8 protein-coding genes are annotated in these 15,985 nt (G+C 63.3%); 4 read left to right on the top strand and 4 right to left on the bottom strand.

The window, feature by feature from the left end:
* Positions 1 to 49 precede the first annotated feature (49 nt).
* Both tkt and MRBLMU1_RS13675 read right to left on the bottom strand, forming a co-directional pair.
* Positions 50 to 2,044, bottom strand: a complete 1,995-nt coding sequence (tkt, locus tag MRBLMU1_RS13680; protein ID WP_363502170.1) for a transketolase — start codon at positions 2,042 to 2,044, stop codon at positions 50 to 52.
* 141 nt (positions 2,045 to 2,185) lie between these two features.
* Positions 2,186 to 5,251 carry a TonB-dependent receptor gene (locus MRBLMU1_RS13675; protein WP_363502168.1) on the bottom strand — a complete coding sequence of 1,022 codons (3,066 nt, stop codon included), beginning with the start codon at positions 5,249 to 5,251 and terminating at the stop codon, positions 2,186 to 2,188.
* Positions 5,252 to 5,800: 549 nt separating this feature from the next.
* Between MRBLMU1_RS13675 and MRBLMU1_RS13670 the strand changes: the two genes are divergently transcribed.
* The 3 genes from MRBLMU1_RS13670 (at position 5,801) to MRBLMU1_RS13660 (ending at position 8,591) form a co-directional block, all read left to right on the top strand.
* Positions 5,801 to 6,526: a 16S rRNA (uracil(1498)-N(3))-methyltransferase gene (locus MRBLMU1_RS13670; RefSeq protein WP_363502166.1), complete on the top strand. Its 726-nt coding sequence runs from the start codon at positions 5,801 to 5,803 to the stop codon at positions 6,524 to 6,526.
* A gap of 92 nt (positions 6,527 to 6,618) precedes the next feature.
* The gene (locus tag MRBLMU1_RS13665; protein WP_363502164.1) at positions 6,619 to 7,170 is read left to right on the top strand and encodes a flavodoxin family protein; all 552 of its coding nucleotides are present in this window, start codon (positions 6,619 to 6,621) and stop codon (positions 7,168 to 7,170) included.
* Between the two features lie 137 nt (positions 7,171 to 7,307).
* Entirely contained in the window at positions 7,308 to 8,591 is a 1,284-nt protein-coding gene (locus tag MRBLMU1_RS13660) for an aspartyl/asparaginyl beta-hydroxylase domain-containing protein (RefSeq protein WP_363502162.1), read from the top strand.
* 93 nt (positions 8,592 to 8,684) lie between these two features.
* On the opposite strand, the gene MRBLMU1_RS13655 is transcribed toward MRBLMU1_RS13660, so the two are convergent.
* On the bottom strand, positions 8,685 to 11,579 hold the full coding sequence (locus tag MRBLMU1_RS13655) for a TonB-dependent receptor domain-containing protein (RefSeq protein ID WP_363502160.1): 2,895 nt from the start codon (positions 11,577 to 11,579) through the stop codon (positions 8,685 to 8,687).
* 1,253 nt (positions 11,580 to 12,832) lie between these two features.
* Between MRBLMU1_RS13655 and MRBLMU1_RS13650 the strand changes: the two genes are divergently transcribed.
* Positions 12,833 to 14,476, top strand: coding sequence for an NAD(P)/FAD-dependent oxidoreductase (locus MRBLMU1_RS13650; protein WP_363502158.1), 1,644 nt, complete (start codon positions 12,833 to 12,835; stop codon positions 14,474 to 14,476).
* A gap of 6 nt (positions 14,477 to 14,482) precedes the next feature.
* Here MRBLMU1_RS13650 and MRBLMU1_RS13645 read toward each other — a convergent pair whose 3' ends face one another.
* The gene (locus MRBLMU1_RS13645) at positions 14,483 to 15,847 is read right to left on the bottom strand and encodes a sensor histidine kinase (protein WP_363502156.1); all 1,365 of its coding nucleotides are present in this window, start codon (positions 15,845 to 15,847) and stop codon (positions 14,483 to 14,485) included.
* Positions 15,848 to 15,985 lie beyond the last annotated feature (138 nt).

The following is a 15,985-nucleotide window of genomic DNA, read 5'->3' as shown; positions in this document are numbered from 1 at the left end:
ACTCTGCTCCTGATTAAAAAAATAAGGTAGTCCGGTCTGCAATTATAGATTATGCAATGACCAGTTTGACTTTCGCCACGACGTTTTCCACCGTGAAGCCGAAATGCTTGAACAGCACGCCCGCCGGGGCCGACTCGCCGAAGGTGTCGATGCCGACCACGGCGCCTTCCAGGCCGACGTATTTGTACCAGAAATCGGTCACGCCGGCTTCGATCGCCACGCGCGGCACGCCTTTGGTCAACACGGCCGCCTTGTAGGCGGCGTCCTGGCGGTCGAACACGTCGGTCGACGGCATCGACACCACGCGCGCGGCGATGCCCTCGGCGGCCAGCGCGGAGGCGGCGGCCACGGCCAGCTCGACTTCCGAACCGGTGGCGATCAGGGTCACCTTGGCGTCGGCCACTTCGCTCAGCACGTAGCCGCCGCGGGCGACGTCGGCGATCTGCTCGGCGGTGCGCTCCTGGTACGGCAGGTTCTGGCGCGAGAAGATCAGGGTCGACGGACCGTTCTTGCGCTTGACCGCCTCGCCCCACGCCACCGCCGATTCGACGGTGTCGCACGGACGCCAGTTGTCCAGGTTGGGGATCAGGCGCATCGACGAGATGTGCTCGACCGACTGGTGGGTCGGGCCGTCTTCGCCCAGGCCGATCGAGTCGTGGGTGAACACGAAGATCGAACGCAGCTTCATCAGCGCGGCCATGCGCAGCGCGTTGCGGCTGTAGTCGGAGAAGGTCAGGAAGGTGGCGCCGAACGGGATGAAACCGCCGTGCAGGGTGATGCCGTTCATGATCGCGCTCATGCCGAATTCGCGCACGCCGTAGTTGACGTGGTTGCCCGGCTTGCCCGAACGGACAGCAATCGATTCCTTCCAGTTGGTCAGGTTCGAGCTGGTCAGGTCGGCCGAGCCGCCCAGGAATTCCGGCAGCACCTGCGCCAGCGCCTGGATGGCGTTCTGGCTGGCCTTGCGGGTGGCGATGTTTTCCTTCTTTTCGACGCACGAGGCGATGGCGGCGGCCAGCGCGCCGTCGAAGGCGGCCGGCAGCTCGCCCTTCATGCGGCGGGTCAGTTCGGCCGCCTCGGCCGGGAACTTGGCGCTGTACTCGCTGAACATCGCGGTCCATTCGGCTTCCTGTTTGGCGCCGGCCGCTTTCGCGTCCCAGGCGGTGTACAGCTCGGCCGGCACTTCGAACGGCGCCGGGCTCCAGCCGATGTATTCGCGCACGGCGGCGATTTCCTTGTCGCCCAGCGCGGCGCCGTGCACCTTGTCGCCGCCCTGCAGGTTCGGCGAACCCTTGCCGATGACGGTCTTGCAGCAGATCAGGGTCGGCTTGTCCGAGGTCTTGGCGGCGGCGATCGCGGCCGACACGGCGGCCACGTCGTGGCCGTCGACGGCGCGGATCACGTTCCAGCCGTAGGCTTCGAAGCGGCCCGGGGTGTCGTCGGTGAACCAGCCTTCGACCTTGCCGTCGATGGAGATGCCGTTGTCGTCGTACAGCGCGATCAGCTTGTTCAGGCCCAAGGTGCCGGCCAGCGCGCACACCTCGTGCGAGATGCCTTCCATCAGGCAGCCGTCGCCGACGAAGGCGTAGGTGTAGTGGTTGACGACGTCGTAGCCCGGCTTGTTGAATTCATTCGCCAGCAGATACTCGGACAGCGCCATGCCGACCGCGTTGGCGATGCCCTGGCCCAGCGGACCGGTGGTGGTCTCGATACCCGGCGTCACGTCCACTTCCGGGTGGCCCGGGGTTTTCGAGTGCATCTGGCGGAACGACTTGATGTCGTCCATCGTCACCGCGTAGCCGCTCAGGTGCAGCAGCGCGTAGTGCAGCATCGAGCCGTGGCCGTTCGACAACAGGAAGCGGTCGCGGTTCGCCCATTTCGGGTTGGCCGGGTTGTGGCTGTAATGGCCACTCCACAGCGCAACGGCGATCTCGGCCATGCCCATCGGCATGCCTGGGTGGCCGGAATTGGCCTTCTGGACGGCGTCCATTGCCAGCGCGCGGATCGCGTTAGCCATTTGGGTGTGCGGGAGCGTAGTGTTCATGGTGTAAGTAAGTGCGGGAGGTTTGGAATCCTGGAGCTGCCAACTGCCGTGCTGCTGAACGCGGTATTCTACCAGAGCACGCGCTCCCATAAAAAAAACCGCCGGACGGGCCGGCGGTTTCGGTGCGGAGTGCCGAATCGGTCAGAAGCGGTGGTTGTACTCCACCGTCAGCCGGACCGAGCGCGGCGCCGTGTAGCTGATCACCCGGCCGTAGAGCGAGCTGATCGCCGTGCCGTCGAGATTGTAGGTCTCGTCGATGGTCTGCTCGGTCTGCTTGTTGAAGACGTTGAAGACGTCGACCTTGAGCGAGAGGCCCTTGATGATCTGCGGACGGTAGGCCAGATTGGCGTCCAGGCGCTTGTCCCATGGCAAACGGCCCAGGGTGCCGCGCGGCACTTCCTTGCCACAATAGAAATACACCGAGCCGTAGTCGTCTATGCCGTCGGGAATGTCGAAGCGGTTGCCGAAGCAGCTGCGCGGACGGCCGGAGGCGATCAGCAGGTTGCCGCCGACGGTCCATTCCGGGGTCAGCTCATAGAAGCCGAACGCCTTGATCTGGTGTTTGCGATCGTTCGGCAACAAGCCGTCGGCGCCTATCATCAGTGGATAGTTATCCCAAGTCGAGGTCGCCGCGACGTCGGTCTGGGCGTTGTCCGAACGGGTCTGCCCCTCGGTGTTGCCCTTGCTGCGCGACCAAGTGTAGTTGACGCGGCCATACCAGCCGTTGCGCATCGGATGCTCGGCGAACAGGTCGACCGCCGTGTAGTTGCGCTTGGCCTCGTCGAAGTTCAGGTCGGCCTTGCTCAGGTTAACCGTCGAATACTTGCCGTCGCCGGCGAAGTCCACCAGGAAGGTGTTGGCCTTGCCCGGATTGAACGAGGCGCAGTTGAAGCCGCCATAATTGCTGGTATCGACGTTGTTGCGCTCGGCCCATGCCAGGATCGGCGACGAATCGCAGAAGTCGTCGATGGTCGATTTGAGCTTGCGGTAGGTGGCCTTGGCGCCGAAATTCAGGCTCGGCGAGAACGCCTTCTCGAAGCCCAGGGTGATCTCGTCCTGGTAGGTCGGATCGATGCCGAGCGCGGTCAAGGTCTTGGCGTCCTTGGCCTGGCCCAGCTCGTTGTTGGTCGAGAACACGCCCGTCATCGGCTGCAAGCCCAGCGGCAGCCCGTTGGCGTCGGTGCCGGTGTACGTGAAGTATTGGCGGGTGTTGGTCGAGCGGCTGGCGCCGCGCACGGCCAGGTGGGTCGGGATTTGCAGCGCGTAACGGCCGGCGCTACCGAACACTTTAAGGCTGGCGTCGCCGTTAACGTCCCAGGCCGCCGCCACGCGCGGCTGCACGAAGTTCTTCACTTCCAGGAAGGTTTCGCCGTCGCCGTTCTTGTTCTTGAAGCCCTCGTTGCGCACGCCCAGGGTCAGCAGCACATCCTTGGTGACTTGCCAGCGGTCCTCCAGGTATTGCGCCGACTGGTCAGAACCGGCCGAGGTGGTCGAATCGAAGATGCGGTTGCTGACATAGTAACCCTGCGTGCCCAGACCGCCGCCGGTGCCCGGCACGATGTTATAGCCGCCGCCGACACTGATCGGCGTCATAGGATTGTTGGCCTTGCTGTAGACCCACTGGCCGCCGCCGCCGAAGATCTCGCCGGCCGCGCCGGACTTGAGCTTGTTGTTGTCGAAGCCGGCGCGCAGCGTGTGCTCGTTCCACTTGTATTCCAGGTCCAGGCGGTTCGAATCGATGTTGCTGTCCGAATCGTTGGCGGTGACCCGGCCCGACAGCACCTGCGTGCTCGAATAGTTCAGGCCGGGATACTGGGCGGCGACCGGCGCGTTGATCTGGAACAGCGGGCCGCTCGACGCCGGGCCGATCTGGTCGTAACGGTTGGTGTTCTTGGTTTTGCTGCGGCCAACCAGCGCCTGCACCGTCAGGTTGTCGGTCAGGTTGCCCGTGTAGCGCAGGATCTGCGTGTTGGCGCCCACCGACGGCGTGAAGTCCTCGCTGTTCTTGTAGTGCTGCGAGGCGGTGGCGGTGCTGCCATGGCTGAACGTGGCGTAGTCGTAGCTGTAGAGCTGGCGGTCGGTCTTGGCCGTGTCGCCCAGCGCCGTCAATTCCAGGCGGTGGTTATCGGTGACGTTCCAGTCCAGTTTGACCATGTAACGGTCGATCCGGTCCTGCTTTTCCTGCCAGCCCGAGACGGCATTCGAGGTGGAGGTGCGGGTCCCCAGCGTCGACAACGTGTCGTTGGTGCCCTCGGAGTCGTAGCGGCGGGTCTCGGCCGAGACGAACATGAACAGCTTGTCCTTGACGATCGGGCCGCCGACGTAGGCGCCGTAGACCTTCTCGGTGCGGCTGTTGTCCTGGTTGCGGCGGTACAAGGTGCCATCGGTGCCGGCGTTTTCCGTCGCCCCGGTCATCGGATAATAGGTGTCCTTCGGTTTGGCGCGCAGCGAATTAGGTTCGATGCTAAAACTGGTGCCGGCCTCCCAGGTATTGGTGCCGCTCTTGGTGGTGATGTTGACCACCCCGCCCACCGAACGGCCGAACTCGGCCCCGAAGCCGCCGGTCAGGATCTGTGCCTGGGCGATGGCGCCGAACGGCAGCTCGGACGCGCCCAGCTGGGTTAGTGGATTGGTGACCGGGAAGCCGTTGATGTAGTAGGCGTTTTCCGAGGCGCCGCCGCCGGCGAAGCTGGCGCCGGCCGCGTAGCGCGAATCGGCGCGGGTGGTGTTCGGCGCCAGCTGGATGATGGCGTCGACGCTCTGGGCGATCGGCAGCTTGGCCAGTTCGCGCGCGGTGAACGTGGCGCCGTTGTTGGCGCTGGAGACGTCGATGCGGCTGCGGCGGCCGGTCACCTGCACCGCCTGCACGTTATTGTCGACGAACAGCGCCTCCACGCCTTGGCCGGCGAGTACTTCGACGCTCGACGTCGCGCCCGGAGTACCGCCTTGTTGCAACGTCAGGCTGTAGCGGCCGATCGGCATGGCGGTGACGTTAAAGCCGCCGCTGGCGTCCACCGGCGCCGTGCGCGTCTGGTTGGTATCCAGATTTTTGAGCACGACCGAGGTCGCCGTACCCGGCGCGACGCGGCCGAAAATGTTACCGGCGGCGTTGGATTGCGCCATCGCCGGCTGCGTCACCGCGGCGGTCAACGCCGCCGTGCCGAAGGCGATCGACAGCGCATTCACTAAGACTGTTTTCCTGAACATGTATTTTCCCGATTAAGAAGATTTGCCTTTTGGGCACCATTGCCCGTTGTCTCTCTGATGGAGATCTGTTTACCAATAATCACAGCCCATGAGGTTCCATGGTCCGTCGGACCGATAAAACCATGTACAGAATTACACTGTCAACGGTGGCACTTTTATAATGCAATAAAACAACGGGATGACTAAAATACCGGCAAATACCGCACAATTGTATACAGTATCCAAGGATATTGATTTACGATGGAGCCACATATTCCATCCTGGATAAGCACCGGTTACATTTTTTATGCAGCAAAAATACCATATATCGATATGAAATTTTCGCATATGGGTTTTTACCGAATTAATGCCTTTCTGCGGAATCGCCGGCGGCGGCCAAATCCTATCTTGGTGCAATTTTTCACTGTGGACACGATGCTTGCACAAATAACGCGCTCGACCGCACCAGAATCGCGCCTTTTTTGTAACTTCCGGTCATAACCAAAAGTAAGCCACCGTGACCGGGGCCCAGCGATTAAAATTGTCGATCTCCACCGACCGGATTTCCGCATGCCCCGCTTTCACATTTCCCAGCCGCTGGCCGTCGGCCAGCTCGTCACCCTGCCCGACACCGTGGCCCACCACATCCAGGTGCTGCGGCTGGCCCAGGGCGAGCTGATCACGCTGTTCAACGGCGAAGGCGGCGAATACAGCGCGACCCTCACCCACATCGAGCGCCGCGGCGCCACCGTCGAGATCAAGGCCCACCATCCGCGCGACGTCGAGCTGCCGTTCGCCATCACCCTGGCGCAGGCGCTGCCGGAGGGCACCAAGATGGACTGGATCATCGAGAAGGCCGTCGAGCTGGGCGTGTCGGGCTTCCAGCCGCTGGCGGCGCAGCGCTGCGTGGTGCGGCTGTCGGCCGAGCGCGCGGAGAAAAAGATGGGGCACTGGCGCGGCATCATCGAATCGGCGTCCGAACAGAGCGGCCGCAACCGCCTGGCCGGGCTGGCGCCGCTACAAGACTACAAACACTGGATCACCCAGCAGGACATGCACCGCCGCATCATCCTGACGCCGCGCGCGCAACAGTCGTTGCCGGACTGGGCGCGCCACCAGGGACCGCAGGCGGTCACGCTGGTGATCGGCCCCGAGGGCGGCCTGAGCGAGCAGGAGGAGGACCTGGCGCTGCGCCACGGCGCCCTGCCGCTGGCGATGGGCCCGCGCATTTTGCGCACCGAGACGGCGGCGCTGGCGGCGGTCGGCGCGCTGAGCGCGATCTGGGGCGGGATGTAAGGGGAACGCCCCTACCTTTCGGTTAGTATTTACCAAACGCCCCCGCTCGACTAATCTATGGCTTCCGTTTAACTTTCTATCGAAGAGGCCACATGAGCAAAATCGTCATCGTCTATCACTCCGGTTATGGACATACCAAACGTGTCGCCGAGTACGTCAGTGAAGGAGCCGGTGGCGAACTGCTGGCGATCGACGCCGAGGGCAACCTGCCCGACGGCGCCTGGGAGAAACTGGACGCGGCCGACGCCATCATCTTCGGCACGCCGACCTATATGGGCGGCCCGAGCTGGCAGTTCAAGAAGTTCGCCGACGCCAGCTCCAAGGTCTGGTTCGGCAGCGGCTGGAAAGACAAGGTCTTCGGCGGCTTCACCAACAGCGCCAGCTTCAGCGGCGACAAGCAAAACACCCTGGTTTACCTGAACACGCTGGCCTCGCAGCACGGCGGCATCTGGGTCAGCCTCGGCATGCTGCCGTCCAATACCAAGGCCGCCCAGCGCACCGACCTCAACAACATCGGCGGCTCGGTGGGCGCGATGGCGCAGTCGCCGTCGGACGCCGGCGTCGATGAAATCCCGCAAGGCGACCTCGACACCGCCAAGGCCTACGGCGCGCGCGTCGCCGCCATCGCCGCGCGCCTGAAATAAGCAGCGCGACAGCCACCCCGAACCCGCGCGCGCCGCCAGGCCGCGCGGTTTTTTTTTGCCTGCGCGGCCCGGCAGGCACGCTATAATTTTTCTTCTGGCGACCGCCAGTTTCCACCATAAAAGAAAAGAGTCCGTCCATGGCTGAACCCGAAATCGCGATACTGGAGGCCTCCGCCATCCAGGCCGCCAAAGCCGGCAAGGAAGAAGACGCCGCCCGCCTGTGGGCGCGCCTGCTGGAGCTGGCGCCGGCCCATCCGTTGGCGCTGGCCGCGCTGGGCAAGCGCGCCTTCCGCTACGGCGACCACGCCACCGCCCGCCTCGCGTTCGAGCGCCTGGTGCGCGCCACCCCGGACGACCCGCAAGCCTGGATCAACCTGGCGCTGGCCTGTCAAGCGCAGAAGGACGAGGCGGCCGAGCAGACCGCGATCCACAACGCGCTGGTGGCCGATCCGTCGAACATGGTGGCGCTGATCCTGCGCGCCAACCTGCTCGAGCGCCAAGGCAAGACCCACCAGTCGGCGTCGGTGTACGGCGCGGTGGCCCAGGTCGCCCCGCCGCTGGCGCAGCTCGAGCCGGGCATGCGCGACGCGGTCGAACACGCGATGAAATACGTCGACGACTACCAGGCCGGCTACGGCCGCTTCCTCGACAATTTCCTCGAACAGCAATACCAACGCCACGCCGGCGAAGACCTGGGCCGCTTTCGCGAATCGATCGACATCATGGTCGGACGCAAGCGCCGCTACGAGTCCGAGTCGATGATGTACCACTACCCGGGCCTGGTGCCGATCCCGTTCCTGCCGCGCGCGGACTTCCCGTGGCTCGACGCGATCGAGGCCGGCACCGACGCCATCCGCGACGAGTTCCTGGCGGTGCTGCAAAAGGAAGATGGCTTCACCCCCTACCTGACCTACGCCGACGACGTGCCGCACAACCAGTTCGCCGAGTTGAACAACTCGCCGAACTGGAGCGCCTTCCACTTACTCAAGGACGGCGCGCCGGTCGAGGCGAACGCCGCGCAATGCCCGCGCACCATGGCCCTGCTCGGCGGCGCGCCGCAGCCGGAACAGGCCGGCCGCACGCCGACCGCGATGTTCTCGCTGCTCAAGCCCAAGACCCGCATCCCGCCGCATGTCGGCGTCAGCAACGCGCGCCTGGTGACCCACCTGCCGCTGATCGTGCCGCCCGGTTGCGGCTTCCGCGTGGCCAACGAGACGCGCCAGTGGGTGCCGGGCCAGGCGTGGGTGTTCGACGACACCATCGAGCACGAGGCGTGGAACGACAGCGACAAGCTGCGCGTGGTGCTGATCTTCGACATCTGGCACCCGCACTTATCGCCGGCCGAGCGCGACATGATCAGCGCCATGACCGTGGCCATGAACGCCTTCAAGCAGGGCGACGATCCGGTCAACTATTCCTGATCCGCTATTGCTGACCGGTGCCGGCGCCGCCGGCATAAAAAAAAGGCGCTCAGCCGAAGCTGAGCGCCTTTGTCACATCCGGATCTGATCGGCTTAGAAGCGCGCGGTCAGGTTCAGGTAGATGTAACGGCCCATCGAGTCATACACCTGTGGGTAGGTGTTACCGTTGGCGAAGCCGGCGGCGGCAGTCACGTTGGTCGAAACGATCGGTGGATCTTTATCCAGCAAGTTGTTCACGCCGAAGCTCAGACCGATCTTCTTGGTGATTGGATACTGAACGTTCAGATCCAGATAGTTGCGTGCGTCGATGTGATCTTCGATCGATGCCGGGATGTTTTCTCCCGTGGCAAGCAGCAATGGGCTCGGGTTCAAGCCTTCCTGCTTGGTGCCCTTGATGTAACGCCAGGTCGCGGACAGATCGAAGTTCCAAGGCGTCGCCCAGGTGGTGCGGAACTTGTGACGCCATTTCGGGGTCGGGGTGCCGCAGGTCGCGCCGAAGTAACCAGCGCAATCGTACTCGCCCAGGCCTGGAACGTTCTCCGTGGTCGATTTATGGGTATAGGTGCCGTTCACGTTGAAGCTGAGCGAACCGGCGGTACCCAGACGCAGGAGGTAACTGGAGACCAGATCCACACCCGAGGTGGCGACCTTGCCGATATTGGCGTTGGTGGCAACGATGAAGCCGGCTGGGCCGCCAGTGCCCTGCAACGTGCCGGCCGCGTCGCGTTTGACCAGATTACAGAACACCGGAGTGCCAACCTCCAAGCACTGGGTCAGAGCGATGGTCGGATCGACGGTGCTGATCGTGTCCTCGATCTTGATGTTGAAGTAATCGACGGCGACCGTCAGATCTTTGACCGGGGTCAACACGATACCGGCGGTGTAGGTGGTGCCGCGCTCAGGCGACAGCTTTGGATTGCCACCGGTTTGGCTCGAGTACTGGTTGGCCGGATTTTTCTCCAGGTTGCCGTACTGCGCAGCTGTGACGCCGGTGCGTGCGCACTGCGCCGCGGTAGCGGTAGGACCGCCCGGCGCACCGAAGGCGCCGAGACCGGCGCACGGATCGTTGGACGGGCCGTTGTTGCCGACCGTTTGCGGGTTGAACAGTTCGGGAATGGTGGCCGCGCGTACCGCACGCTGGTAGCTGCCGCGCACGCGCAGCGTTTCGACCGGCGCCCAATCGACACCGGCACCGTAGGTGTTGGCGGTGTGGTCGGTGCTATATTCGGAACGACGGAACGAACCGTTCAGATCCAGCGACTTGGCCAGGAATTTGTTTTCGAACAATGGCAGGCGGAATTCGCCGAACACTTCCTTGACCGAGTAACCGTCGGTCAGCGGTGGCGATGCGCCGCCCGAACCGGCCAGATCGCCCGACAGCGAGGTTTCATCCGGCGCGAACACCAGCTTCTCGGCACGGCGCTCGGCGCCGAACGAAACACCGACGCCAGCGCTCGACCATGGGCTCTTGATGCCGTACACGCCCAGATCGGCGCCGATGTTACCGCCGTAGATCAGTTGCTGGGTGTAGCCGGTGATGATGCCGGAAGTGCTCAGGTAGGCCAGTTGCTCGGGGGTGATCGGACCGCCGAACAGGTTGTACGGTACGCACTTGTCGTCGGCGCCGCTGACCTTCGAGGCGCAGGTGGCTACGCCATTGACGTTGACCACGTCGAAGGCGCGGCCGATACGCTGGACCGAGAAGTAGTTGCTGTTTTTCTCGCTGTGGCTGACGCGGCCGTATTGGCCGAAGACGTCATAGCTCCAGTTGCCGAGCTCGCCCTTGACGCCAATTAACTCGCGGAACGAGGTGTCATTAATGGAGTTGATACGCGGACCGCCCTCGACGTTACGCTTGCCGATGGTGGCCTGGATGCTCGCTGCCGTGTCCAAGCCCAGCGCGGTTCTCCAGGCTGGGGTCAGCATCGGGTTGTCGGCGCGGACGGTGACCGTGGTGGGATAGAAGATACCACCCGGAGCTATTTGCGCATCGGTCGAATAATTGTGGAACGCGAACTGCTGGTAGACCTGCAGCTTGTCGGTGATATCGAAGTGCGCGATGGCGTTGAAGCCATAGACTTTCGATGGACGCTGCAGATAGTTCAACGGACCGAAGTTGTACACGTCGGCGGAGGTGTACGGCTTCACGCCGCCCTTGCCGTCATTGGTGAAGCCGTTGCCGCTGACACGGATGCGGCCGCTGGCCTGCGTGCCCGAACCGGAGCAGCTGAAGCCGTCTTCGCTGCCGGCCAGCGCGCACGCGGTGAAATCGCGCTGCGATTGCAACACAGCGTCGGTTTCCTTGTAATTGAAGAACAGCGTGGCGTTACCGCGGTTGTCGGCGAAGTTACCACCGATCAAAATACTCGCATCCTTGGTCTTGCCGTCGAACTTGACATCGCCTGGCAGCGCGAAGTTGCGGTCCGACACGGCCTTGGCGTTACCATTGCCCTGCTGGTGGTTGTAACCGGACAGGTTGGCCTGTACTTCGACGCCTTCGAAATTGTCGCGCAGGATGAAGTTGACCACACCGGCCACGGCGCCAGCGCCGTAGACCGCGCCGGCACCGCCGGTCAGCACTTCAACGCGCTTGATCAGGGCGGCGGGAATTTCGTTCAGATCGGGAGCGGAATCCTGCACGCTACCGGCAGGCAGGCGCTTGCCGTTGACCAGCACCAGCGTGCGGTCCGAACCAAGGTTACGCAAGTTGACCGTCGCGGTACCGGTCGCGCCGTTCGACACGGCCGCACCCTGGCCGGCGAACACCTGTGGCAAGTTGTTGAGGATGTCTTCCGTGTTGCGCACGCCGTCCACCTTGATGTCCTTGGCGCTCACCACCGTGATCGGGCTCGATCCTTCGGTGTTGACGGTCGGGATACGCGAACCGGTCACTTCGACCTTCTGCATGGTCTCCGCTTGCTGAGCGGAGGCGACCTGCGCGCCCAGCGCGAGGCCGCCGATGAACATCACGCGGATCGAGCGAGACAATACTGTTTCCTTGATCATTATATTGAATTCCCTTGGTGTGTTTATTAGACGTTTCACTGCATCTTTTGAACGACGAGTAAAACGACCCTTTTCTTTTATAAGCTCATTGAGAGTCTGGATAAAACCACCCAATAGCTGCCCTGCTCTTTCAAAACCTTTTCGCTGCCGGTGGCAAAGTCCGGTAAGGGATCATGGGCGAAATAATCCAGGACTTTGCCGCCATTCATAAAAACATAGCACCTAGACCATTGTCAATAAAGCTGAAGGCCGGTAAGCCGGGCGGCGGCGACGCCGATTCCGCGCGCACCATTTTGGGGCGCGACTTTGAGCAGGACCCTGACGCACGAAATCGTGATCGATTTGACATGTTATCGACTTGTCTCGTCTTGACAACAAGATGCACCGGAATCGGGAGAAACATTTCCAAATAGGCATTTTAAATAGTTATTTTGATAATTATATCTTCAAAAAAAAACAACAAAAAGACAACATGGCCATGCTTTCTGCTCGGAAGTAACGTTGCCTGAGGGATTTGCATCAAAACACTTCGTCGTCAAGAACGAACCGCAGAAAATCAACGTTCACCGGTTCATTCGCAGAACATTGAACATCGAAAACCCGGCATCGCAGACGCGTCGAAAGTGCTGTTTCGCTACCGGGCGGCACACCTCATTAGGCGAACCGCAGCTAGGGCCGTATAAAACGTGGCAGCTACCCAATCTGGTGCAAGTCGTCTTTTAACAACAAACACATCAGTTGCCGCCATACAAACCATTTCTTAAATGCAATATGTTGCATTTAGTAAAGCCCCCCTGGCACCGTCGACGCCGAGGGATCCATGCGCGCGTCCGGCTGACACGGGCATATTGGCGCCACACAAAATGTTAATATTCGTTGAATAACGCGGGGAATAAAACATCTTCAAATAAACCTCGTGCGCGAAAATAAACCGATATTATCCGCGGCGGCGCGCGACCGACGGCGGATTAATCGGGGCAGGCGTCGGCCGGCCTGGCATCGTTCTCGGCGCGCGGCGGCCGCTGAACTTAATGTTCTATAAATGCCGTCGCGGCGTTTTATATTCTTCGCAATGGCGATGGGCCGCATTTCAAAAGGCGGACGGCGGCGCAAAGCTGCGTCCGGCCGGCAATATTGGTAAAATACGGCCTTTCACGGGCCGGGCCCGGGCCGGCGGCCCGCGCGTCCGGTCCGACGGCCATGGCGCCTAGACAGCGCCCTCTCAGGAATCGATCATGCTGCGTTTAAATGAAGTCAAGCTCCCTCTGAACCATACCGAGGACGAATTGCCGGCCGCCATACTGGCCCGCCTCGACATCCCGGCCGCCGACTTGCTCGGCTTCACCGTCTTCAAACGCAGCTACGACGCGCGCAAGAAAACCGCGATCGTGCTCATCTACTCGCTCGATGTCGACGTCCGCGACGAGGCCGCGCTGCTCGCGCGCCTCAAGCACGACGCCCACCTGATGCCGTCGCCGGACACCTCCTATAAATATGTCGCCGCCGGCGAGCAGCTGGCCGGCCATGACAGGAACCCGCGCCCGGTGGTCGTCGGCACCGGCCCGTGCGGGCTGTTCGCGGCGCTGATCCTGGCGCAGATGGGCTTGCGCCCCATCATCCTCGAACGCGGCAAGCAGGTGCGCGAACGCACCGTCGACACCTTCGGCTTCTGGCGCAAGCGCGAACTGAACCCCGAGTCGAACGTGCAGTTCGGCGAAGGCGGCGCCGGCACCTTCTCGGACGGCAAACTCTACAGCCAGATCAAGGACCCGAAACACTACGGCCGCAAGGTGCTCACCGAGTTCGTCAAGGCCGGCGCGCCGGAGGAGATCATCTACGTCAGCAAGCCCCACATCGGCACCTTCCGCCTGGTCAAGATGGTCGAGCAGATGCGCGCCAACATCGAGGCGATGGGCGGCGAATACCGCTTCGGCAACAAGGTGGTCGACATCGAGATCGAACAGAACGCCGAAGGCGGCCAGGTGCGCGGCCTGACCCTCGAGAGCGGCGAGAAGATCGTCACCAACCACGTGGTGCTGGCGATCGGCCACAGCGCGCGCGACACCTTCGAGATGCTGTACGAGCGCGGCGTCTACATCGAGGCCAAGCCGTTCTCGATCGGCTTCCGCGTCGAGCACCCGCAGTCGCTGATCGACACCTGCCGCTTCGGCCCCAACGCCGGCCACCCCATCCTCGGCGCGGCCGACTACAAGCTGGTGCACCACGCCTCGAACGGGCGCGCCGTCTACAGCTTCTGCATGTGCCCGGGCGGCACGGTGGTGGCGGCCGCCTCCGAACCGGGCCGCGTGGTCACCAACGGCATGAGCCAGTATTCGCGCAACGAGCGCAACGCCAACAGCGCCATCGTGGTGAGCATCTCGCCGGAGGTCGACTATCCGGGCCACCCGCTGGCCGGCATCGAGTTCCAGCGCCGGCTGGAGGAAAAAGCCTTCGAACTGGGCGGCGGCACCTACAACGCCCCGGGCCAGCTGATGGGCGACTTCGTCGCCGGCCGCGCCTCGACCGCGTTCGGCGCCGTGGTGCCGTCGTACAAGCCGGGCGTGCACCTGACCGACCTGGCGCGCATCCTGCCGGAGTTCGCCGTGACGGCGCTGCGCGAGGCCTTCCCCGCGTTCGACAAGCAGGTGCGCGGCTACTTCAAGCACGACGCCGTGCTGACCGGGCTGGAGACGCGCACCTCGTCGCCGATCCGCATCAAGCGCCGCGACGACACGCTGCAAAGCCTGAACACGCGCGGCCTGTTCCCGGCCGGCGAAGGCGCCGGCTATGCCGGCGGCATCCTGTCGGCCGGCGTGGACGGCATCAAGGTGGCGGAGGCGGTGGCCTTGTCGATGGCCGCCGACAACGTCCAGCCGTAGGACGGTTCACGCCCCGACCGGCAGGCGGATGTTGATGCGGCACCCCGGCGCGCCGGGCGACACCGCCACCTGCCCGCCCATCTGGTGCACGATCGTGTAGACGATGTGCATGCCCAGGCCCGACCCGCCCTGCCCGCGCTTGGTGGTGAAAAACGGCTCGAACAGGCGCTCGCGCACTTCCGGCGTCAGGCCGACACCGTCGTCGGCGAATTCCAGCAGCAACCAGCGCGCGCCATCCTCCAATTCGCCGCGTCCGCTCAGGACGACCTTGCCGGGGCCGCCGTTCGGATAGCCGTGCTTGGCCGCGTTCATCAGCAGGTTCGACAGCACCTGCGACCAGCGCCCGGCGTCCAGCTTGACCCGCAGGTCGCCGGCGATCTCGACGCCGACCTGGATGCCGACCTTGCGCAACTCCGGACCATGCGCCGACACCACGCTGAGCGCGTGGTCGCGCAAGCCCAACTCGACCACGTGGGTGCTGCCCTGGTCGACCGCCAGTTGTTTGAAGTTGCCGATCAAATCGGCGGCGCGCGCCAGGTTGCGCTCGACCAGCAGGGCCGCCTCGCGCAGCCGCTGCGCCGTGGCCACCAGCTCCGAGCGGCTGACGCGGTCGCCGCCGACGCATTTGACCAGCTCCTCGGCGTACGAGCTCAGGCTCGACGACGCCGTCACCGCCACGCCGATCGGCGTGTTGACCTCGTGCGCCACGCCGGCCACCAGCGCGCCGAGCGCCGCCATCTTCTCCTGTTCGACCAGGATCGCCTGCGCCGCCAGCAAGGCCTCGCTGCGCTGCTGCACCGTCTGCTCGAGCGTGCGCTCGCGCTCCTGGTGCTGCAGTTCGGCCGCGCAGCGGGTGGCGAAGATCGACAGCAGCGACAGCGCCAGCAGGCGCTTGTCCTCGGAGATGGGGCGGGTGTCGATGGCCGACAGGATGCCCAGCGTCTTGCCCTCGGTGTCGATCATCGGGATGCCGATATAGCTCTCGGCCTGCATGTCGACCAGCAAGGTGTCCTGGGGGTAGTCGGCCTGGATGCCGCGGGCGTGGAAACAAATGCTCTGGTCGGTCACGTCCTGGCAGGGCGTGTGGCGCAGGCTGTATTCCATGGCCGGCAGGTAGCCGTCGCCGCCCCACAGCGCCAGCGTGCGGATGCCCTCGTGGCCGTCGGCCATGTGGATCAGGCGGCCGGCGATGACGTAGCGCACGTCGAGCGCCAGCGCCAGCTCGCGCACCATCAGGCGCAGGAACTCGTCGCCGCGCGCGCGCGAGGTCGACGCCGTGATGGCGCGCAGCGTCGCCTCGGCCAGCGCCCGACCGTCGGCCTCGCCGTACAAGCGCCCTGTCGGCGACTCCTCCCGCAGCTCTTCACTCATCGCATCCCCTTGGTGGACTCGCTGTTGATTGTACCGCCATTCACGCGCATGAATCCGGTTGAACTTTTTACTGAGCTCTAGCACAAAATTGCCATAAATGTTCAAAAACTTTGTATTTTTGTGTAAGAAACGCGCTTT

Source organism: Burkholderia sp. LMU1-1-1.1 (assembly GCF_040675865.1).
GTDB lineage: Bacteria > Pseudomonadota > Gammaproteobacteria > Burkholderiales > Burkholderiaceae_D > Rugamonas.
The sequence above is the reverse complement of the archived record's forward strand: the minus strand, read 5'-3'. Positions and strand labels throughout refer to the sequence as shown.